This is a genomic window from Zunongwangia sp. L-65 (genome assembly GCF_056859415.1).
On sequence record NZ_JBSXOK010000080.1, the window covers coordinates 162,996 to 183,109 of the forward strand.

The 20,114-nt window shown below is 35.9% G+C and carries 17 protein-coding genes; 7 read left to right on the forward strand and 10 right to left on the reverse strand.

The features are described from left to right. Positions 1-96: 96 nt before the first annotated feature. Positions 97-930, forward strand: a complete 834-nt coding sequence (locus tag AC13DP_RS20190) for a CvfB family protein (RefSeq protein WP_013071195.1) — start codon at positions 97-99, stop codon at positions 928-930. A gap of 4 nt (positions 931-934) precedes the next feature. Here the strand turns inward: AC13DP_RS20190 and AC13DP_RS20195 are convergent, their stop codons facing one another. Then, positions 935-1,438, reverse strand: coding sequence for a hypothetical protein (locus tag AC13DP_RS20195; protein WP_483068372.1), 504 nt, complete (start codon positions 1,436-1,438; stop codon positions 935-937). Between the two features lie 225 nt (positions 1,439-1,663). Here AC13DP_RS20195 and AC13DP_RS20200 point away from each other — a divergent pair, with 225 nt between their 5' ends. From AC13DP_RS20200 to AC13DP_RS20220, 5 genes are all read left to right on the forward strand, one after another. Continuing rightward, positions 1,664-2,407, forward strand: a complete 744-nt coding sequence (locus AC13DP_RS20200; RefSeq protein WP_483068373.1) for a GLPGLI family protein — start codon at positions 1,664-1,666, stop codon at positions 2,405-2,407. An 87-nt stretch (positions 2,408-2,494) separates the two neighbouring features. Then, positions 2,495-2,902: a DUF2059 domain-containing protein gene (locus tag AC13DP_RS20205; RefSeq protein ID WP_013071198.1), complete on the forward strand. Its 408-nt coding sequence runs from the start codon at positions 2,495-2,497 to the stop codon at positions 2,900-2,902. 307 nt (positions 2,903-3,209) lie between these two features. After that, the gene (locus AC13DP_RS20210; protein WP_228252195.1) at positions 3,210-4,049 is read left to right on the forward strand and encodes a 1,4-dihydroxy-2-naphthoyl-CoA synthase; all 840 of its coding nucleotides are present in this window, start codon (positions 3,210-3,212) and stop codon (positions 4,047-4,049) included. Next, entirely contained in the window at positions 4,037-4,561 is a 525-nt protein-coding gene (locus AC13DP_RS20215) for a PH domain-containing protein (RefSeq protein ID WP_347406859.1), read from the forward strand. Before AC13DP_RS20210 ends, AC13DP_RS20215 begins: the two co-directional genes overlap by 13 nt. After that, the gene (locus AC13DP_RS20220) at positions 4,554-6,083 is read left to right on the forward strand and encodes a PH domain-containing protein (protein ID WP_347406860.1); all 1,530 of its coding nucleotides are present in this window, start codon (positions 4,554-4,556) and stop codon (positions 6,081-6,083) included. Before AC13DP_RS20215 ends, AC13DP_RS20220 begins: the two co-directional genes overlap by 8 nt. A 17-nt stretch (positions 6,084-6,100) precedes the next feature. Here the strand turns inward: AC13DP_RS20220 and AC13DP_RS20225 are convergent, their stop codons facing one another. The 8 genes from AC13DP_RS20225 to AC13DP_RS20260 form a co-directional block, all read right to left on the reverse strand. Beyond that, positions 6,101-6,454: a S41 family peptidase gene (locus AC13DP_RS20225; protein ID WP_347406887.1), complete on the reverse strand. Its 354-nt coding sequence runs from the start codon at positions 6,452-6,454 to the stop codon at positions 6,101-6,103. 457 nt (positions 6,455-6,911) lie between these two features. Next, a complete protein-coding gene (locus AC13DP_RS20230; RefSeq protein ID WP_347406861.1) occupies positions 6,912-7,196 on the reverse strand; it encodes a hypothetical protein in 285 nt (94 codons plus the stop codon). Between the two features lie 253 nt (positions 7,197-7,449). Further along, a complete protein-coding gene (locus AC13DP_RS20235; RefSeq protein WP_347406862.1) occupies positions 7,450-7,734 on the reverse strand; it encodes a hypothetical protein in 285 nt (94 codons plus the stop codon). A 165-nt stretch (positions 7,735-7,899) separates the two neighbouring features. Beyond that, positions 7,900-10,305 carry an alpha-ketoacid dehydrogenase subunit alpha/beta gene (locus tag AC13DP_RS20240; protein ID WP_483068374.1) on the reverse strand — a complete coding sequence of 802 codons (2,406 nt, stop codon included), beginning with the start codon at positions 10,303-10,305 and terminating at the stop codon, positions 7,900-7,902. Positions 10,306-10,500: 195 nt separating this feature from the next. Then, entirely contained in the window at positions 10,501-13,317 is a 2,817-nt protein-coding gene (locus AC13DP_RS20245; protein ID WP_272958527.1) for a metalloprotease, read from the reverse strand. Positions 13,318-13,467: 150 nt separating this feature from the next. Beyond that, on the reverse strand, positions 13,468-14,157 hold the full coding sequence (locus tag AC13DP_RS20250; RefSeq protein WP_013071209.1) for an LOG family protein: 690 nt from the start codon (positions 14,155-14,157) through the stop codon (positions 13,468-13,470). A gap of 11 nt (positions 14,158-14,168) precedes the next feature. Then, positions 14,169-17,000 carry an excinuclease ABC subunit UvrA gene (gene uvrA, locus AC13DP_RS20255; protein ID WP_483068375.1) on the reverse strand — a complete coding sequence of 944 codons (2,832 nt, stop codon included), beginning with the start codon at positions 16,998-17,000 and terminating at the stop codon, positions 14,169-14,171. A gap of 117 nt (positions 17,001-17,117) precedes the next feature. Then, positions 17,118-17,711 carry an acyl carrier protein phosphodiesterase gene (locus AC13DP_RS20260; RefSeq protein WP_228252186.1) on the reverse strand — a complete coding sequence of 198 codons (594 nt, stop codon included), beginning with the start codon at positions 17,709-17,711 and terminating at the stop codon, positions 17,118-17,120. Positions 17,712-17,827: 116 nt separating this feature from the next. Here AC13DP_RS20260 and glmM point away from each other — a divergent pair, with 116 nt between their 5' ends. Beyond that, positions 17,828-19,213 carry a phosphoglucosamine mutase gene (gene glmM / locus AC13DP_RS20265; RefSeq protein ID WP_483068376.1) on the forward strand — a complete coding sequence of 462 codons (1,386 nt, stop codon included), beginning with the start codon at positions 17,828-17,830 and terminating at the stop codon, positions 19,211-19,213. A gap of 643 nt (positions 19,214-19,856) precedes the next feature. Here glmM and AC13DP_RS20270 read toward each other — a convergent pair. Beyond that, a partial coding sequence (locus tag AC13DP_RS20270; protein ID WP_483068377.1) for a transposase occupies positions 19,857-20,114 on the reverse strand: 258 nt, incomplete at its 5' end.

Here is a 20,114-nt window from a genome sequence, read left to right on the forward strand (position 1 = left end):
AGTCAAGATTGAATCCGCTTTCTATTTTCAGGAAGCGGATTCTTTTTTTGTATTCCCCTAAAATTATAAAGTATCTTTGTTGTCTAAATTTATGTTATGCTGAATATTGGCGAAAACCATCGTTTAATTATTGATCGTGAAACCGAACCCGGTTTATTTCTAAAAAATGCGGAAGGAGATGAGGTATTATTACCTAACAAGTACATTCCTGAAAACTTTCAGTTAGAAGATGAAATCGAGGTTTTTGTGTATTTGGATCATTCAGAACGTCCCGTGGCGACAACTTTGGAGCCATATGTGAAGTTGGATGAATTCGCTTTTTTAGAATGTGTCGAGACCACCGATTTTGGTGCTTTTTTAGATTGGGGGTTAGAGAAGCATTTATTTGTGCCATTTAAAGAGCAGGTATATCCAATGCAAAAAGGGCATCGCTATCTTATTTTTTGCTATTTAGACGAAGACACTAATCGATTGGTGGCTTCTAGTAAAGTACATGCATTTTTAGATAATTCAGATTTAACTATAAAACCTTTTGAAGAGGTGGATTTAATTATAAGTAATAAAACAGATCTTGGTTACAATGTGATCATAAATGAAATTCATCTTGGTTTAATTTACAATGATGATGTCTTCCAGCCCATAGAAATTGGGGATCGCATCAAGGGCTTTATAAAGAAAACACGTAAAGACGGAAAAATTGATGTTACTTTACAGCGCCCCGGTTACCGAAGTATCGAGCCTAATGCCCAGGTGATTTTAGATAAGTTACAAGAAAATAAAGGATTTTTAAATATCACAGATAAATCTTCACCAGATCAAATAAAATCAGTGCTTAAAATGAGCAAGAAAAGCTTTAAACGAGCCGCTGGAAATCTTTATAAACAACGCCAAATTGATATAAAAGACGATGGTATTTATTTAAAACAGTAAATGTTTAGTAATAATAGCGGTTAGTGCCGCGATAAGAATAAGGCGTGGTATAGAAGTTATTCATCTGGCTATTGTATAGGGAATTGTGGTAGCGATGAAATGGGTTATTGCTAAAGTTATTGTTATTAAAATTATTTATACCGTTATTTAATTGATCCTGTTGGTTGTTGCCGGTAAGCTGAATGGCTTTTTTTTCTCTTGGAGCACTTTGTGGTAAGTTGATACTGGCCAGACGTTTAGCTTTAGCCAGTTCACGTTGGCGATTCTCTTCTTGAATCACCCCAACCATATCAAATTCTTCACGTTCATTTTGCACACCAATAAACCTTCCACTGGGTAAATTAGGATCATATACCAAAAATTGATTAGGGCGTAAGTCGGTTAAAACAGGAGCTAAGAATTGATCCTGATCAAGTTTAAGATGAACCGTTTCGGTAGCAGGTATTTCCTGGGCACATAATCCTGTGCTTAAAGTAAAAAGAAAAAGGATGCTAAGAAGATTTTTCATTTAACTGGAAATTTCCATAAAACTGTTCAAAAATTATGCTAAACTTAAAACAGACTTGTGTAAATTCAAAATTATTGTATTTAATTTTTATAACAGGTACTATTAATCATGTTTAGTTCATTTTTGGGATTGTAAAATTACTGTTATCATTTATCTTGGTTTTAAGGTAGTTATCGTTAAATGTTTTTACATTTAGGTTTTATGAAGCCAAACCATAAGCTCATTATGAAAAAATCATACTATTTTATAATATCTTTAGTTTTATTATCTGTTGTAAATTCCTTGTTCGCTCAACAAACTTCTGGGATCGTAAAATATAAAGGAGCCATTGATGAAGAATTCAGAAAGAGTTTTATTGAAGATTTCAAGAATAAAGATGTTGCTCCTGATATTAGAAAAGGGGTCGTAGAGATGTACCTTAATGCACAGGAAGATACATATGAACTTCATTTTAAAAACCAGGAGTCTTATTTTCATTATATGAAGGAGTTAGAAAATGAAACAGGAAAGGGCCTAAAGATGGGAAGCAAAGCAGGAACTAATGAGTTTTATGTCAATTTAACCGACAAAAAAATTATTGAAAAAAACTCAGTTTTGGGTTTTTTGGAATACTCTGGGATACAATGGGATGTAAAGAATGTTACTAAAAATATTGGGGATTATAAATGTTTTAAAGCTGTTGGAACCGAAAAAAATTTTACCAGAAGTGGAGCGATTAAAGAGGAACAGGTGGTCGCCTGGTTTACTCCTGATATTCCTTTACAATTTGGGCCTAAAAATTATAACGGCCTGCCTGGGTTAATCCTGCAGATCGATAAAGAAAAATTTTCTATCCTTGCTACCCAAGTTATACTTAATCCCGACGAAAAAATTGAAATTGAAGCAGTTAAAAAAGATGAAAAAATACGTTCAAGACGGGAGGCTTATCAGATAGCAAATGAGTATTATAAAGATGCCTACGGTAATTGATGGGTGATTTATTAAAATATCATTACAAACCAGCGAATTTTAAAAAATAGGGCTACTTTAGTCGAAAATATAAAACCAGATCTAATCATGAGAAAACTAATTTTCATCCTATTTGTAATTATAGGAACCAGTACTTTTGCACAGGAAACTGAAGGAGATTCTTTTCAGAAAAAAGCAGTGAAATTAATCGAATTGACTTCAGGGCAGCAGTTTGAAATTATTAGCGAACCAATAGTAAATCAGATTCCTGAAGAAAATCGTGTAGAATTTAAGAAAGAACTTAAAGCAAGCCTGAAAGGACTTTATGTAAAACTAGCCGAAATTTATCGTGAAGAGTTTACGGAAGATGAATTAGATGAAATTCTTGCTTTTTACGATACACCGGTAGGTAAGAAAATGGTAGAGACTACACCAAAAGTAATGGAAAAAGCAATGACTGTGGGCCAACAATGGGGAATGGAACTTCAATCAATTATGGCCAAATACATGCAGTAAGCTATAGCTATAAAGTATTTAAAAGCCTGGTTTAGAAACCGGGTTTTTTTGTACAAGAGTTTTAAAGTTGGGAGATTAGAAAGTTAGAAATTGGGGGTGGAATATGAGCGTTTTATGCCGGATTTAGGAAGCAAGAACCAGGAAACTAGAACCAAGATAATAGACTAAAAAATATTTTAAATGTTAAATCTTGAGAATGTCATTTCGATTGTAGTGCAGCAGAACAGAGAAATCTAGTGCTTCAATCCACATTTTCACTTTATAAACTGCTTACAATACCTTATTTTTACTTCTTAAAATTTACAATATGAAAAAAGCTGACTGGGAAACAGTTAAGGAATACGATGATATCACTTATAAAAAAAGCAATGGTGTTGCCAGGATTGCATTTAACCGCCCAGAGGTACGTAATGCTTTTCGACCAAAAACAACCACCGAATTATTAGATGCTTTTCACGATGCGCACGAAGATACTTCGATTGGAGTAGTTTTACTTTCTGCAGAGGGTCCTTCACCAAAAGACGGTGTGTATTCGTTTTGTAGTGGCGGCGATCAAAAAGCCAGAGGTCATCAGGGGTATGTAGGTGAAGACGGTTATCACCGACTTAATATTTTAGAAGTTCAGCGTTTAATTCGCTTTATGCCAAAAGCGGTTATTTGCGTGGTACCCGGTTGGGCTGTAGGCGGCGGACATAGCTTACATGTGGTTTGCGATATTACTTTGGCGAGTAAAGAACATGCAATTTTTAAACAAACCGATGCAGATGTTACCAGCTTTGATGCCGGTTACGGATCGGCTTATTTAGCGAAAATGGTAGGGCAGAAAAAAGCTCGCGAAATTTTCTTTTTAGGTAGAAATTACTCCGCACAGGAAGCTTACGACATGGGGATGGTGAATGCCGTGATTCCACATGAAGAACTGGAAGATACCGCTTACGAATGGGCTCAGGAAATTTTAGCAAAATCGCCAACATCCATTAAAATGCTGAAGTTCGCCATGAACTTAACCGATGACGGAATGGTAGGACAGCAGGTTTTTGCCGGGGAAGCTACCCGATTAGCCTATATGACCGATGAAGCGAAAGAGGGACGTAATGCATTTCTGGAAAAAAGAAAACCAAATTTTGAGAAAAAATGGATTCCATAGAGGCGTCATTCAGTAATAAGCCGATCGATATTACCACACTGCCAGCTTTTGAGCAGGTGGTATTAAATCCGGTCTGTAAAAAACTATTGACCAAGCATCTGCTGCAAACAGGTGTTTGGTTTTTAATAGTTATTGCTTTTGGTGTTTTTATGTATTTCCAGGAAGAAATTTTAGTAGGAAGCTTAATTAGCGGATTTCTGCTGCTATTTTTAATATTTCTGGTTTTCGATTTAATTAAAAAACAACCAAGGTACGGCTATGTTATAAGAGAGAAAGATCTTATTTACAAACGTGGATTTTTAGTAAGCAAGTCTACCGTAGTTTCTTTTAACAGAATTCAGCATGTTTCTATAAACCGTAGTGTTCTGGATAAATGGCTCGATTTGTCAACTTTAAAGGTCTTTACTGCTGGTGGCAGTGGTAGCGATATGAAAATTCCTGGTTTAGAACCAAAAGTAGCCGAAAAACTTAAAGAAGCATTAGCAGGAAAAATTGCTAACGAAGATGTCTAAGCCTTTTAGTATACCGCAACGACAATCTGCTGTGGGAATTTTACTAATTTTCACTTCTACACTTTATAAATTTCTAAGGGGTTTTTGGGCGGCCTTAGCCTATTTTGTGTTTAAAAAACCAGATGGTGAAGTGTTTATTTACATCATTTTAGCAGTTGTGGTACTCTTCGTACTTATCGCAGTTTACAGTTATTTTGATTACCGAAAATTCTTCTTTCATATCGATTATAAAGCCGAAGAATTTATTCTGAGAAAAGGTGTTTTTAGTTCAGACTTTGTGTCGATTCCCTTTGATAAAATTCAGCAGGTAAATTTTAAACGTGGAATACTGCAGCGAGTGGCCGGAGTTTACAGTTTGGTAATCGATACCGCCGGAAGTAACCAAAAAGAAGTCGAAATAAAAGCGGTTAATACAGAAGATGCTAATCAATTAGCTGACATTTTAAATAGACTGAAAGAGACTAACACTACGTCCCTCGAAACTTTAGATGAGGTAATAGATAGCGAAACAAAGACTGAAAAAAATAATGAAGAAAAATGGACGTACAGGCTAAGTCTGGCCACTTTAATAAAAACCGGTTTAAGTAGTAATTTTTTTAGGGGCTTTGGTCTTATTTTCGTGTTTATTTCCACGATTTTTAATGAACTAAATCAGTTTTTTAAAGAAGAAACATCCCAGTGGGAAACGCAGCTTACTGAAGATATGGGAGGAATTGCTACCGGCTCTATATTGTTTATATCAGGGTTTATTATTTTATTGCTGGTGCTTAGTATTCTTATCACTACAGTCGAGGTTTTTATTAAATACTTCAATCTTAATCTTACGCAAACCAAAAACAGTTTAGATCTGCAAATGGGGCTACGTACCAATACCAGGGTTTCTTTAAAACCAATTCGGGTGCAGATTTTAAAGATTATCACCAATCCTATTCAGAAACGCCTAAGTTTATACAAAGCTAGTCTATGGGTAGCCAGTAGCGAGGATAACGATAAGAAAAGTGTTATTCAGATTCCTGGTTTAGAAAAAGATACCATTCAGAATATAAAATCATTTCTATACCAATCTTCTCAAAACGAATCGGGTACTATCTTTAAACCCCATTGGGTCGAGTTGTCTCGCAGATTGATAATCGGTGCTATACCGGTAATCGCTACAGGAATGCTACAGTACTTTACCAATTTTATCGAATTTGTATGGTGGGTTATTGTCGCTTCGATTTATTTATTGCTGCATGCGATCATTCAATTTAGGATCTATAATTCTTTAAATTTAAAAATAGGGGAGGAGTTTATAAGTAAATCTTATGCCGCCTGGGATGAAAGTACTGAAATTATTGAAATCTACAAGCTTCAGGGAATTACGGTAAAGCAACCTTTATGGTATAAAAGGCGAAATCTGGTACATATCGTTTTTCATAATGCTGCCGGTGATATTACGTTTAGAGCTGTGGATAATGCCATTTTACGAAAAGTGAATTATTGTCTATACGCGATAGAGCGAACAAATAAAGCCTGGATGTAAGTTATACTGGTTTTGTTTTATAGAGAATGATCAATAAGTTTTAAAGCCTCTTCAATATAAAAATCGTACTTATAATTTTTAGTGTTTTTCTTGATGTAATGATCTATTTTTAATCCTTTTCTTTGGACTGATGAATCATCTGAATAAAAGGCTCCAAATCCGGTTGTATCGATGCTAGTACCGTCTTTAAGTGGAACTGCCATACGATTCATTACGGCACCAAAGGTTTGTTCGCTAAGTGTTGTGCAGTTAAATGAATTTTGGATTGCCATAGCAAAAAAATCGCTCATACTAGCGGTGCTACTATTTACAAGTAAAATAATTTTACCCTTGTAATAATCTTTGTTTTTTTTTACCGATTTTGAATGGATTTTTAATCAATTTTAAAGCCGAATCGATATCATATTCGGCATAAGAAGGGTATTTGGCTGCCATTATTTTTATAAAAGTACTTTTCTTTGAATACAGCAAATTAGCAAGGTTGTTAGTTACTAATATTATTTGGATAATTTCTAAGATCTAAGATAATTGCTTTCTTGTTTTGGTAATTTTCAAAAGCCTCTTTTAATGCTTTTGCCTGAATTTTCCCAAGATTTATATATCTGGTTTCGTTGTTTAAAGCATAAAATGTTTTCTCATTTTTTTGCGCTGCTGCTTTTTTACAAAATAGGACTTTAGTTCAGAAAATTCATATCGTTCAATCCCAGTTTAGATAATTTCTCCTGAATTTTTTACAATCTCTACATCTAAACCATCAGCAGACTTGCCACCTAACATATAAAAGCGTTGGACAATTGATTCTAGATAATTTTCATTAGAAGTACTTATTTATTGCGAAAACTCATTAATTATTTCGGTAATACTTTTAGCGTTGACCTTGAAAATCACATCACCTATTTCAAGATTACTTTCTTTAACTTTTTCAGGATCAAGGATTTCAGTAATCACTAATGGGTTATTGATAATTTTCCCCGAAATGGAAGCGAAATATTTGGAATTTTTATTACTGAAAAGACTGCTTGCCGTATAGTTAGCATGAGAATCATCCAGTTTTGCAAAAAGCCGATCTTTAGTTAAACTAAAATTTTTAGTTTCTGAGAATTGCGGAATCATTTACTGTAACACCTTTTTCCAGGGATCTTTGGTCAGGTAAATATTTACGTTTCAATAGCGTATAGCATTCCAAAAACCAGCCAGGAAAAGTAAACGATGTGTTTCATTTTCAGCATCAAAATTGTTTAGCCTTTCATCTTTACGAAAATCCACGGTATTTCCTAATAATTTAACCTTAGCGTAGTGATCACCAATATTCGCATTATTCTTTATTTTTTTTGTTGAATTAACTCGGGCGTAAAACCAGATTTTTCTATCGATGTATAATCAGGATTTTTTTGAAGATGTTATCTTTTTGAAGATTCGCATTGCTCGATTTATACTTAGCATCGATATTATTTAATTTATTAATCCATTTTGTAAAAAGCTCATTAACTCCTTCAGTACAGGTAATAGTGTTTAATTTTGCTAAGAGTTCCAGAAATTCAGCGTCCATATCGACTTTACCGTCACTGGCAGCGGGATGTAGGTATTTGGTCATTCCCCAAATATGAATAAGCTGAGCTGTTTTTTCTGTTTTAGGAGATCTCTGATGCAAAAATTGATGAAAATTGAAATAAAATAGAGAGTAGAATGAGTTTACGAAACATGATTGTTGATTGAAGAATTAACACAATACCGTTTAGATATTAAGATAATTGCTTGAAAAAAACAAAAGCCGCTATACATTAGCGGCTTTTTTAATCGTTAAAAATCGTCGATTTTACATCAATTTTGGAAATTTATCGGGATTGCTCTCATGCATAATGGCATAAATTTTTTCAAAAACATCTTCGTGGGATGGTTTCGAAAAATAATCCCCATCACTACCGTAAGCAGGGCGATGTTCTTTAGCGGTTAATGTTTGCGGTTTGCTGTCCAGATATCTCCATGCATTTTGATTTTCTAAAACTTCCTGTAGAATGTAAGAAGAAGCTCCACCAGGAACATCTTCATCGATCACTAATAGTCGATTTGTTTTCTTTACACTCTCTACGATATCATGGGCTGTATCAAAAGGAAGTAAAGACTGAACGTCGATAATTTCAACATCGATTCCTATTTCAGCCAGTTCCTCAGCAGTTTGTTCAATAACTCTAAGCGTCGAACCATACGAAACCAGTGTAATATCTTTTCCTTCTCTTAAGGTTTCTACCTTACCAATAGGGGTTTTAAATGCTGCCAGGTTTTCCGGTAAACGCTCTTTTAATCGATATCCGTTCAAACATTCAATAACCAAGGCTGGATTATCCAGATCCAGAAGGTTATTATAAAAACCAGCCGCTTTCGTCATATTTCTGGGAACTAAAACAAACACACCGCGTATTAGGTTTAAAATACCACCAAGTTGCGAACCGCTGTGCCATATACCTTCTAAACGGTGACCGCGTGTCCTTACAATAAGCGGGTTTTTTTGTTTTCCTTTGGTACGGTAATGTAATGTAGACAAATCATCACTTATCGTTTGAAGAGCATACATTACATAGTCTAAATACTGAATTTCAGCAATAGGGCGTAATCCTCTAAGCGATAATCCAATTCCCTGCCCCAAGATTGTTGTCTCTCTAATTCCGGTATCAGCAACACGATAAGCACCATATTTTTTCTGAAGACCTTCTAATCCCTGATTTACGTCACCAATTTCGCCGGCATCTTCCCCAAAGATCATGGTTTCCGGACGGGTTTCAAAAATCTTATCAAAGTTATCCCTAATCACGATACGTGCATCAACCATCTTAGGTTCGTCTGCATATACCGGTAAGATCTCCTGATCGATCGGTTTATTAGTACTGTAAAGATGACTGCTGTATTCATCAAATGATTGTTCGTTAAAATCATTGATCCATTGTATCAATTCAGTCTTATATTCTCCTTTATAGTTAGTGATGTATCGAAGTGTTTTTCTGGCTACAGAAAGTACATCTTTTTTTAGAGGCTCTTTAGTACTTTTTATTTTTTTTATTAAGGGGGGTAACTGCTCGCCGGCATCTATATTTTTAGTGATGCTACTTAAAATTTGAAGCAGTTCTTTTTGCTTTTGTTTGTTAGGAGTTATGTATGCATTCCAGGCACGTTTTTTACCTTCTCGAACCTGGCGTTTAATATCTTTATCGAATTTATTCATTTCTTCAATAGTGCTGAAGCCATTTTCGATAATCCACTCTCTAAATTTTACATTACAGTCAAATTGTTTTTCCCATGTTAAACGCTTATCGCTTTTGTAGCGCTCGTGGGATCCGGAAGTAGAGTGTCCCTGTGGTTGTGTTAATTCTATAACATGAATTAATACCGGGCAATGTTCTTCTCTGGCAATTTTTTGTGCTCTGTTATAAGCCTCAACAAGCTCAACATAATCCCATCCTTTAACCACAATAATTTCGTAACCGTTATTCTGAGCTTCGTCACGTTGAAAACCTTTTAAAACTTCAGAAATACTTTCCTTAGTGGTTTGATGCTTTGCGTGAACTGATATCCCGTATTCATCATCCCAAACGCTTAAAACCATAGGTACCTGCAATACACCAGCGGCATTAATAGTTTCCCAAAAATGTCCTTCACTAGTACTGGCATTTCCTATAGTTCCCCACGCAATTTCGTTTCCGTTATCCGAAAACTTTTCAGCATCAAGTCCATCAACATGCCTGTAGATTTTAGAAGCCTGGGCCAATCCCAACAATCTTGGCATTTGGCCTGCGGTAGGAGAAATATCGGCGCTGGAATTTTTTTGCTCCATCAGATTTTTCCAGCTTCCGTCTTCATTAATGTTATGCGAAATAAAGTGACCTCCCATTTGGCGACCGGCAGACATCGGTTCGTTTTCTATATCGGTATCGGCATATAGACCGGCAAAGAAGTTTTCAATACTTAAATTGCCAATAGCCATCATAAAGGTTTGATCGCGATAATAACCGGATCTAAAGTCCCCATTTTTAAAGCTTTTTGCCATAGCAAGCTGTGGCAACTCTTTTCCGTCTCCAAAAATCCCGAATTTAGCTTTTCCGGTAAGAACTTCTCGTCTTCCCAGTAAACTACATTCGCGGCTCGTTACGGCAACTTTGTAATCTTCTAAAACCTGAGTTTTAAAATCTTCGTAAGAAATCGATTCTTTAGTTTCGGTTTCGCTTTGCATGAACTTCTTTTTTGGATCACACAAATATAGCTAAAATTAGAATTATACACAATTCATAAAAATCGACTTATTTTAAATATAACATATTTTAACATCGATTAAATTGAATTTATTCAAAAAATATTGGATAATATTCATTTTTATTGAATTCTATGAAATTCATTTAGTGGAAGGATTGCCAAATTTCTTAAAGCATTAATACCATCGGCGGGTAAAAAGTCGAATTAAGGTGTTGATATCCAAGGATACTATAAATCGTATTTTCTGATCGTAATTGGGTTGTGCGATTTCCCAACCTAAATTTGAATAGACCGGGAAAAAAACCTCAAAATAATCTTCAACCAGGGCGACCCTAATTCCTGAATCATATAAAAACTTACTATTTTCTCCACTGTTTTTAACAATTCCGGCGTCGCCATAAGCAAAAATCCATTTCCAGATATTGGTGCTGGCATTTACTGTAGTAATCCATTGGTTAGCATATTCAGGCATTACCTGGGATTTAAATCCGCCTTCAGCCATGATAATTTGTTGACTGAATAAACCGTCGCCTTCGCTTCTTCCGTAGTAATTATAATCGAAAAGATAATCTGTTGGGCGGTCTAAAGCAAAGCTGAAATAATTAGAGTTTTTGGGTAAATCGCTATAAATAAAAGTCCCGCCATAAAAACGAAGATTGATTTGACGGTTATTTTTAAATAGTTTACGATATTGGAGCGTAAGTGAAACCTTACTGAAGTTTTCTGCTAATTGATAATCGATAACTGCTGAAGTATGATCTACCAGGTAAGAGTTGCTAAAGCCATAACGAACATTAAAAACATTGTAATTTGGTGCGGTTTGGTTTTGATCAAAAGGATTTTTATCCCTGTTCACATTAATATTTCGAATAGATAAGCTTTGTCGCTCGTTGTTTCTTAAATTCTGTGGCCTAAAAACGAAATTTAGATAAGGCGTATATCGGTGGTAAAAAAGATCATAAGCGTACGAAAAGCGGTTTCCACCAATTCCTAAGCGAATGGTTCGCAGATCCCGGTTATGATACCGCCAGGTGTAATCGATGTTAGCGCTTCCTACTACAGTGTTACTATTAAAACCATATTTTGGAGAAATTTTAAAACTAAAATCTTTGGCTAGAAAAGTGGTATTGTACATTTTGGGACCTATGGCGATGCCGTCATACAGATTATAATCAAATTCTGGAGTAAAAAATATCTGGGCATATTTGGGATCTTCGATATCTTCTAATAACCTAAACTGTATCGGTTTATTAAAAAGTTTACTAACCCCTCTAAAATTATTACGCTGATTGTATTCTGGGATGATTTGCTCGTAGTTTAAAGCAATTCTTTCGGCATCATTTCTGGGGATAGTAATTTGTTTTTCTTTATCGATACTATCGACCCATGTTTTGTAAACTATTTTATCGTCTTTAATACCGTAAAGGGAAACAGGCATGTTGTTATTTCGCTTATTTTTAATGGTAACTTGAAGTGAATCTTTACGCTTTTTAAGTTTCGTGATTTTAAAATCAATTTTCTTACTGGTTTTCACATAATCATTAAAAAACCAGTCAATATTTTTATTAGCGTTTTTTTGCAAAATCGCGGCAAATTCTTTTTCAGTACCAAGCTTTAATTTATTTTCTGAATAAAACTCTGAAATGGATTTTTTAACCGCTTCACTACCTAGATAATCTTCAAGATATTTGATTCCTAAACCTGCCTTATAAGGATTGGCGATATTTACATTAAATTTTAAAAGTGAATCTTTATTGCTGCCCAATGGCTGATCGATATTTAGCCTGGCCATGTTCATATACAAGAACTGGTACTGATCGTTAAATTCTAAATCGGCAGCATGAAACCATCGTAATCCAATAATTTTACTAAGGCTGCCAACAAGTTTCATTTTTGGATAATAACGATCTACATAATCGATCATCAAAGAAATAGCGATAGCATCATGAACCCACTGCTCTTGTCTGGGATCCAGTAGTAAACTATTGTTTAAAAAATTATTGATAATTGTTTTTAATTGCTGAATATCGTAATGAAACCCATCTGGGAATGGCCGTATAAAATCGGGTAACTGGTTAAGACCATAAACCGGATTTTTTAAATATTCTTCTTTTGTAATCAATAATTTTTGATGCGGATATTCTCCTAGTCGTTCCTGAAGAAAATCAAGAATACGAGTAAGGATTAAATCTTTAATCTCGGGTTGTAAACCATCATCATTAAGATTTGTAACAAGCTGATGCATGCCAACTTCTAAAGTTTCAGGCTGATACGTTTGTGTAAGCAATAATTCAGATTCTACACGGTTTTCTCCGGTTAATCGAATATGCCTACGATTTCCAGCTGCATAATTGTGAAAAATATCCAAGGCCGTAGAAGGATAAAATTCTGCTGGTACATCAAGCTGAATATCTAAATTTGCGGGAGGTGTGTATTGTTCTCCTATATCTTTATGACTGTATAATTTCCACGCGCCATCAAATACCGCAGGGGTGAGGTACCAGAATTTTAGCTTATAATTTCCTTCACCGCTAACCCCAAATCGGGTAAATTTATCACTGGGAACTTTTACACTATAATCAAATGTTAGGTGAACTTTTTCGCCAGGTGCCAGGGTTTTACTTAGCTGGACTCTAACAATATCAGGATGATTTTGCGGTCGTATCCAGGCGAGCTGATTTTTAGCCTGCTTTATTTGGTTGATACTGGTGAATCCTTTCTCTTCAGGTTTAGAGAAATGGAATTTACGAATGTATTCCTCCCCAAAACGCTGGGCCAGGGGAGTGTTCTTATTTTTAAAGGCATTAGCCCAATCATTTAAATAAAGTTCCTTTAGAGGCTCATTGCTCTTATTTACATAGGTAAGCTGTTGTTTTATATAAATTATTCTTTCTTCTTTATTTAGCTTCGCATTTATTAAAATTTGATGCTGAGCTATGACAGCATAGATGTTTAAAAAGCAACAAAAGAAAAATACAAAAAAGGTTTTCAAAAGGGACTTTTTAGGTTTTACTCGATAATCGAGATTAAATGCTCTGAGGTTTGCCTCGAAATAAAAAATAATCGTATGATAAATACCTCATAGGCTTGCCCCAAGGTATTTTACGCTCTACCATATTTACGGAAACTATTGTTTGTTGGTTTAGAAATTAGGACTAAGATTATATTCCTCGTAAAATTTATCCAGAATCTCGATAACTTCTTCAGGGGTATCGACCACCTGCACAAGATCCATATCTGGGGTACTAATATTTTTAAAAGTATCTAATAACGTGGTTTTTATCCAGTCTACTAAACCACTCCAAAACTCGCTTCCTACCAGTATAATTGGAAATTTATCGATTTTATGGGTCTGTATAAGTGTGATAGCCTCAAATAATTCATCTAAAGTTCCAAATCCCCCGGGCATTACTACAAATCCCTGTGAATATTTTACAAACATCACTTTACGAACAAAAAAGTAGTCGAAGTCTAAACTTTTATCATTATCGATATATGGGTTGTCATGCTGCTCAAAAGGTAGTTCAATATTAAGGCCTACAGATGTTCCTCCGGCTAAATGGGCACCTTTATTACCAGCTTCCATAATTCCCGGGCCGCCACCGGTGATGATTCCATAACCGTGATCTACTATTTTTTTGGCAACCTCCTCGGTGAGTTTGTAGTATTTCATATCGGGTTTGGTACGGGCAGAACCAAATATGGACACACAAGGTCCAATCTGACTCAGTTTTTCGTAACCACTTACAAATTCGCCCATGATCTTAAAGATCGCCCAGCTATCGTTTGTTTTTATCTCGTTCCAGGTTTTTCCTCCTTGTTTCGGTATCATTCTTTAAATCTTTATTTCAATTCTTTTTTAAGGAATCTTGCCGTATGGCTTTTTTTATTCTTGGCTACTTCTTCAGGTGTGCCGGTGATGATGACTTCGCCGCCGCCTTTACCTCCTTCAGGGCCAATATCGATAATATGATCTGCCATTTTAATGACATCCAGATTATGTTCGATAATTAAAACCGTATTCCCTTTATTGGTTAATTTATTAAGGACTTCCATTAAAACTCGTATGTCTTCAAAATGAAGTCCGGTTGTGGGTTCGTCTAAAATATAAAATGTATTACCAGTATCACGTTTAGATAACTCGGTTGCTAATTTAATTCGCTGTGCTTCGCCACCAGATAAGGTAGTACTTTGCTGTCCCAGGGTAATATAGCCTAAACCAACATTTTTAATCGTATACAGTTTTCTATAGATTTTTGGGATAGGTTCAAAGAAATCTGTAGCTTCATCAATGGTCATTTCTAATACATCGGCAATCGATTTTCCTTTATACCGGATTTCTAAAGTTTCGCGGTTAAATCTTTTCCCGTGGCAGGTTTCACATTCTACATAGACATCGGGCAGGAAATTCATTTCGATTACCCGCAGTCCACCACCTTTACAGGTTTCACAACGTCCGCCTTTTACATTAAAACTAAATCTTCCCGGTTTATATCCTCTAATTAAGGCTTCAGGAGTTTTGGCAAAAAGGCTTCTAATTTCAGAAAAAACACCGGTATAAGTCGCAGGGTTACTTCTTGGTGTTCGCCCAATAGGAGACTGGTTGATGTCGATTACTTTATCGATATGCTCCAAACCTTTGATTTTTTTGTAAGGCTTAGGCTCTTTAACGCCATTAAAATAATGTGCATTCATAATCGGGTAAAGCGTTTCGTTGATCAAGGTGGATTTTCCACTTCCTGAAACACCGGTTACCGCAATCATTTTTCCCAAAGGGAATTCAACCGAAACATTCTTAAGGTTATTTCCCGTAGCTCCTGTTAATTTTATCTTTTTCCCGTTACCTTTTCTTCTTTCTTTCGGAACGGCAATTTCTCGCTTCCCGCTTAAATAATCGGCGGTAAGCGTCCTGTTTTTTTGCATTTCTGAAGGTGGACCCTGGCTAATAATTTCACCACCATGTTTTCCGGCTTTTGGACCAATATCGATCACATGATCGGCACGCTCGATCATATCCTTGTCGTGTTCAACAACAATAACGGAATTTCCGATATCCCGTAAAGACTCCAGTGAATTAATCAGTTTTTCGTTATCACGTTGGTGAAGACCAATACTTGGTTCATCTAAGATATAAAGTACACCAACCAGTTGAGAACCTATTTGCGTGGCTAATCGTATACGTTGTGCTTCACCACCCGATAAACTTTTTGAGCTGCGGTTAAGGTTTAAATAGGTAAGTCCAACATCTTCCAGGAATTGGAGTCGGGTCCTAATTTCCTTTACCACTTCAGCACCAATTTTCTTTTGTTTTTCTGAAAGTCGGTCTTCCAGATCTTCAAAAAGCGCCACTAAATCACTAATATCAAGATTCGCTAATTCGGCAATATTTTTATTATCGATTTTAAAATATAGTGATTCTTTTTTTAGTCGGGTACCGCTACAGGTAGGACATTCGATCTTATCCATGTATTCTTTAGCCCAGCGGCGTAAAGAAGAAGAATCGTTATTCTTATAGGTTTCTTCAATAAATGTAGCAACACCTTCAAAATCGATTTTATATTCCCGGGTGATCCCTATGGTTTTCGATTCTTTGCTGAATTTCTCTTTCCCACCATTCATGATCATATTCATGGCTTCCTGTGGAATTTTTTCGATAGGATCGGTGAGGCTAAAATCAAAACGTTCTGCAATAAGCTGAAGTTGGGAGAAAACCCAGTTCTTTTTTTGCGGGCCATGCGGAGCTAAGCCTCCATTTTTGATCGATTTTGTTTTATCAGGAATAATCCGGTCTTCATTCACCTTATAAAGCGTTCCAATCCCACTACAGCTGGGGCAGGCTCCTTTTGGTGAATTAAATGAAAAGGTATTTGGTTCTGGATTTGGATAAGAAATTCCGGTAGTAGGACACATTAAATTTCTACTAAAAAACCGTACCTCGCCAGTTTCCTGTTCCATGATCATTAGCACATCATCACCATGATACATGGCTGTTTTTATGCTTTCATCCAGACGTTTTTGCGCATCGGTATTATCGTCGATTTTTAGCCGATCGATTACAATTTCAATATCATGCGTTTTGTATCGATCCAGCTTCATCCCTTTTACAATATCCCGAATTTCACCGTTGGTTCTTACTTTTACAAAACCCTGTTTGGCGATATTTTCGAATAGTTCGCGGTAATGTCCTTTTCTGGAACGAATTACGGGAGCCAAAACGCTCACGCGTTTGTCTTTATAGTGTTCGATAATCAAATCTTTAATCTGAGTATCGGTATAACTTACCATTTTCTCACCGGTATTGTAACTATAGGCTTCACCGGCTCGGGCAAAAAGTAGCCTTAAAAAATCGTAAATTTCAGTAATGGTTCCCACGGTACTACGCGGATTTTTACTGGTGGTTTTTTGCTCGATTGCAATTACCGGGGAAAGCCCTTCAATTTTATCAACATCGGGACGCTCTAAACCCCCAAGAAATTGGCGTGCGTAGGCAGAAAATGTTTCAATATATCGGCGTTGGCCTTCAGCATAAATCGTATCAAAAGCTAGAGAAGATTTTCCGGAACCCGAAAGTCCTGTAATCACGACTAATTTTTCGCGAGGAATTTCTACGTCAATATTCTTTAAATTATGAACTCTGGCTCCTAAAACCTCTATTTTTTCTTCAGTTTTCGTCATATTTTTCATCAAGATCGCAAAGTTACTCAATGCATTGCTAACTAAAAAGTAAGCAAAGTTTTACCATTGTTAATTTCAATTTAAATTTGGTTGAATTTTTAGAATTTTGATAAGCAATTATTGTTCCAGTAGTTCTTTTTTCCGTTGTTCTGAAAAAGCTTCAAGTTCTGCAAAAAAGCTGTAGAATTCATCTTTAAATTCCTGATAATACTCGCGAAGTTCGTTTACAGATTCGTCCATTTTCGATTTAAACTTGGTGCGCTGATTCATCTGGGATAAAATAAGCCCAATTCCGTCTATTGTTGAATAGGTTACCAGCCAATTGTGTTTAATCATGTAAGGCATAAAGTTTTTTACGCGTGTAGGCAAAACTTCTGGATTGCTTTGGATGAGATCGTAAAAATCCTGACTGTATTTTTCCAATTTCGTTTCGTGAAAATCCTGCCAGTTTGCGGCTAGAAAATGATCGTATAAAATATCGACAATTACTGTGCTGTAATGTGAATATTTATCGAAAAGCCTGTGTACACTTTGATGTACAATAGGGTGGGAGTCGGTAAACTCATCGATATTGCGGTGTAAAGTGATTCCTTGTTGGATAGAAACCGGATAATCCAAATACTTTTTTCCTTTTACAGAATCGGCAATAAAATTACCGATTTTCAGCATGTCATTTTCGCCAGAAAGATAAATGTGGGCAAGATAATTCATTGCCACAAGATAAGGAATCTACTTCATTAAGTTTTGTTAAGATTTTGAGCTGGCGATGCTTCCTGCTATATTTGTAAAGAAGCTAATGAGCTTTTAGAAACAAACAAATTTAGAACATGAGCTTAATAAAATCTATTTCAGGAATACGTGGAACTATTGGTGGTAAAATTGGTGATAACCTCACCCCAATCGATACTGTAAAATTTGCCGCAGCTTACGGTACCTGGTTAAAAAGAACTTACAATAAAGAGAATTTAAAGGTAGTAATTGGTCGTGATGCCAGAATCTCTGGTAGCATGATCCAGCAACTGACTGTAAACACATTGATTGGCTTAGGGATTGATGTCGTGGATATCGATCTATCGACAACACCTACGGTAGAAATTGCCGTGCCATTAGAAGAAGCTGATGGCGGAATTATCCTTACCGCTAGTCATAATCCCAAGCAATGGAATGCCTTAAAATTACTGAATAATAAAGGTGAATTTCTAAGTGGGGAAGACGGTGCTAAAATTCTGGAAATTGCCGAAAGTGATGATTTTAATTTTGTAGAGGTAGATGATCTGGGACAAATCACTAAAATCGAGGATTATATCGATCGTCATATTGAGGAGGTTTTAAAGCTGCAATTAGTTGATCCGGAAAAAATCAAATCTGCTAAATTTAAAGTAGTGGTAGATGCAGTGAATTCTACCGGAGGAATAGCTATTCCTAAGCTTCTGAAGAAATTAGGCGCTGAGGTTATAGAATTATACTGTGAGCCTAATGGTCATTTTCCCCATAATCCAGAACCGCTAAAAGAGCATCTTACCGATATTTGCGAGTTGGTAAAAAAGGAGGATGCAGATTTTGGAGTAGTGGTAGATCCCGATGTAGATCGTTTAGCATTTATTGATGAAAATGGAGAAATGTTTGGTGAAGAATATACACTTGTGGCTTGTGCTGATTTTGTGCTGGGAAAAACACCGGGGGACACGGTCAGTAACTTATCGTCTTCCCGAGCTTTACGTGATGTTACCCAAAAGCATGGCGGAAATTATAAAGCCAGTGCCGTAGGAGAAGTAAATGTGGTAACACTAATGAAAGAAAGTAATGCCGTGATTGGAGGAGAAGGCAATGGCGGGATTATTTATCCTGAATCGCATTATGGTCGAGATAGTTTGGTAGGCGTGGCGTTGTTTTTAACTTATTTAGCCGAAAGAAAAGTAAAAGTTTCTGAACTGCGAGCTGAGTATCCGGCATATTATATGAGCAAAAATAAAATTGAGTTAACTCTGCAAATTGATGTAGATTCCATTTTAAAAGCTATGGAAGAAAAATATGCCAAAGAAGAAATTAGTACGGTTGATGGTGTTAAAATCGATTTTCCGGAAAATTGGGTGCATCTTCGAAAATCGAATACCGAGCCTATTATTAGAATTTATACCGAAGCAAAATCCCAACAAAAAGCTGATGAATTAGCAGAACAAATGATTGGAGAGATTAAGGAGATTGTGGGATGATCTAGAATTAGGCCTGCAGTTGTTAGTTATTGGAAAATAGGCGAGAGAATAAAGATCTAAAAGGCAAAAAAACGGATAGAAAATGTTGAATTTTGAATGCTGAATTGACATTTTTTAATTTTATAACATGATTTTGTCTTCTCGACCTTGTGGAGAGATCTTTTTTGAATTTTTATTTTGATTGAGATTTCTCCAATCCATTTCGAAATGTTTCACTCAAGGTGACAAGATTCCGGAATAAAACGGTATTTCTATGTCAGTTCGATTTTCATGTAGTGATAACGGAATTAAAATAGTATCGAGAACTGGATTGGAGTTAGCGTTTTAAAACCACTTCTCGATACAGCCAATCTCTCCGTTGCACTTCGAGATTAGCCACTCGAAGTGACATTAGCGTTCAAGGTTAAAAAGTTTAAGGTTTAAAGCAGTTTTTAATTTAAATGATCCTTTTAATTTTTTAACCTTTTTTCAAATTAAAGAAAAGTATTTTACAATATACAGTTAACGATTTACAGATTATTGCTAATTTCTTATTTCAAGTGGAAAGACTTCTCGATACAGCAAATCTCTCTGTTGCACTTCGAGATTAACCACTCGAAGTGACAAGATTTAGGAATATGGTAGTTCTATGTCAGTACGATTTCTATGACAATTCCAAGCGGTTTTTATAATTTGTTTGGTTTTTAATTAGTGCCATAGCAATGTGTAACAATTTGTTCCTGACCGCATTTAGAACACTCATTTTATTTTTGCCCTCTTCGACTTTTCTTAGGTAATATACCTGCAGATCATTTTGCATCCTTACCGCCCTCATAGCGGCCATCTGAAGTACGGACTTCAAGGCCATATCTGCCATTTTCGATACCCTGGGCCTGGTTTTTAGGCTGGTGCCGCTCTGTTG

Excerpts from the sequence above, each read along its gene's own strand:
- AC13DP_RS20200 (WP_483068373.1), top strand. The coding sequence starts at position 1,664 with ATGAAAAAATCATACTATTTTATAATATCTTTAGTTTTATTATCTGTT.
- AC13DP_RS20215 (WP_347406859.1), top strand. The coding sequence starts at position 4,037 with ATGGATTCCATAGAGGCGTCATTCAGTAATAAGCCGATCGATATTACC.
- AC13DP_RS20250 (WP_013071209.1), bottom strand. The coding sequence starts at position 14,157 with ATGATACCGAAACAAGGAGGAAAAACCTGGAACGAGATAAAAACAAAC.
- uvrA (WP_483068375.1), bottom strand. The coding sequence starts at position 17,000 with ATGACGAAAACTGAAGAAAAAATAGAGGTTTTAGGAGCCAGAGTTCAT.
- AC13DP_RS20260 (WP_228252186.1), bottom strand. The coding sequence starts at position 17,711 with ATGAATTATCTTGCCCACATTTATCTTTCTGGCGAAAATGACATGCTG.
- AC13DP_RS20205 (WP_013071198.1), top strand. The coding sequence starts at position 2,495 with ATGAGAAAACTAATTTTCATCCTATTTGTAATTATAGGAACCAGTACT.
- AC13DP_RS20220 (WP_347406860.1), top strand. The coding sequence starts at position 4,554 with ATGTCTAAGCCTTTTAGTATACCGCAACGACAATCTGCTGTGGGAATT.
- AC13DP_RS20240 (WP_483068374.1), bottom strand. The coding sequence starts at position 10,305 with ATGCAAAGCGAAACCGAAACTAAAGAATCGATTTCTTACGAAGATTTT.
- AC13DP_RS20230 (WP_347406861.1), bottom strand. The coding sequence starts at position 7,196 with ATGATTCCGCAATTCTCAGAAACTAAAAATTTTAGTTTAACTAAAGAT.
- AC13DP_RS20195 (WP_483068372.1), bottom strand. The coding sequence starts at position 1,438 with ATGAAAAATCTTCTTAGCATCCTTTTTCTTTTTACTTTAAGCACAGGA.
- AC13DP_RS20210 (WP_228252195.1), top strand. The coding sequence starts at position 3,210 with ATGAAAAAAGCTGACTGGGAAACAGTTAAGGAATACGATGATATCACT.
- AC13DP_RS20190 (WP_013071195.1), top strand. The coding sequence starts at position 97 with ATGCTGAATATTGGCGAAAACCATCGTTTAATTATTGATCGTGAAACC.
- glmM (WP_483068376.1), top strand. The coding sequence starts at position 17,828 with ATGAGCTTAATAAAATCTATTTCAGGAATACGTGGAACTATTGGTGGT.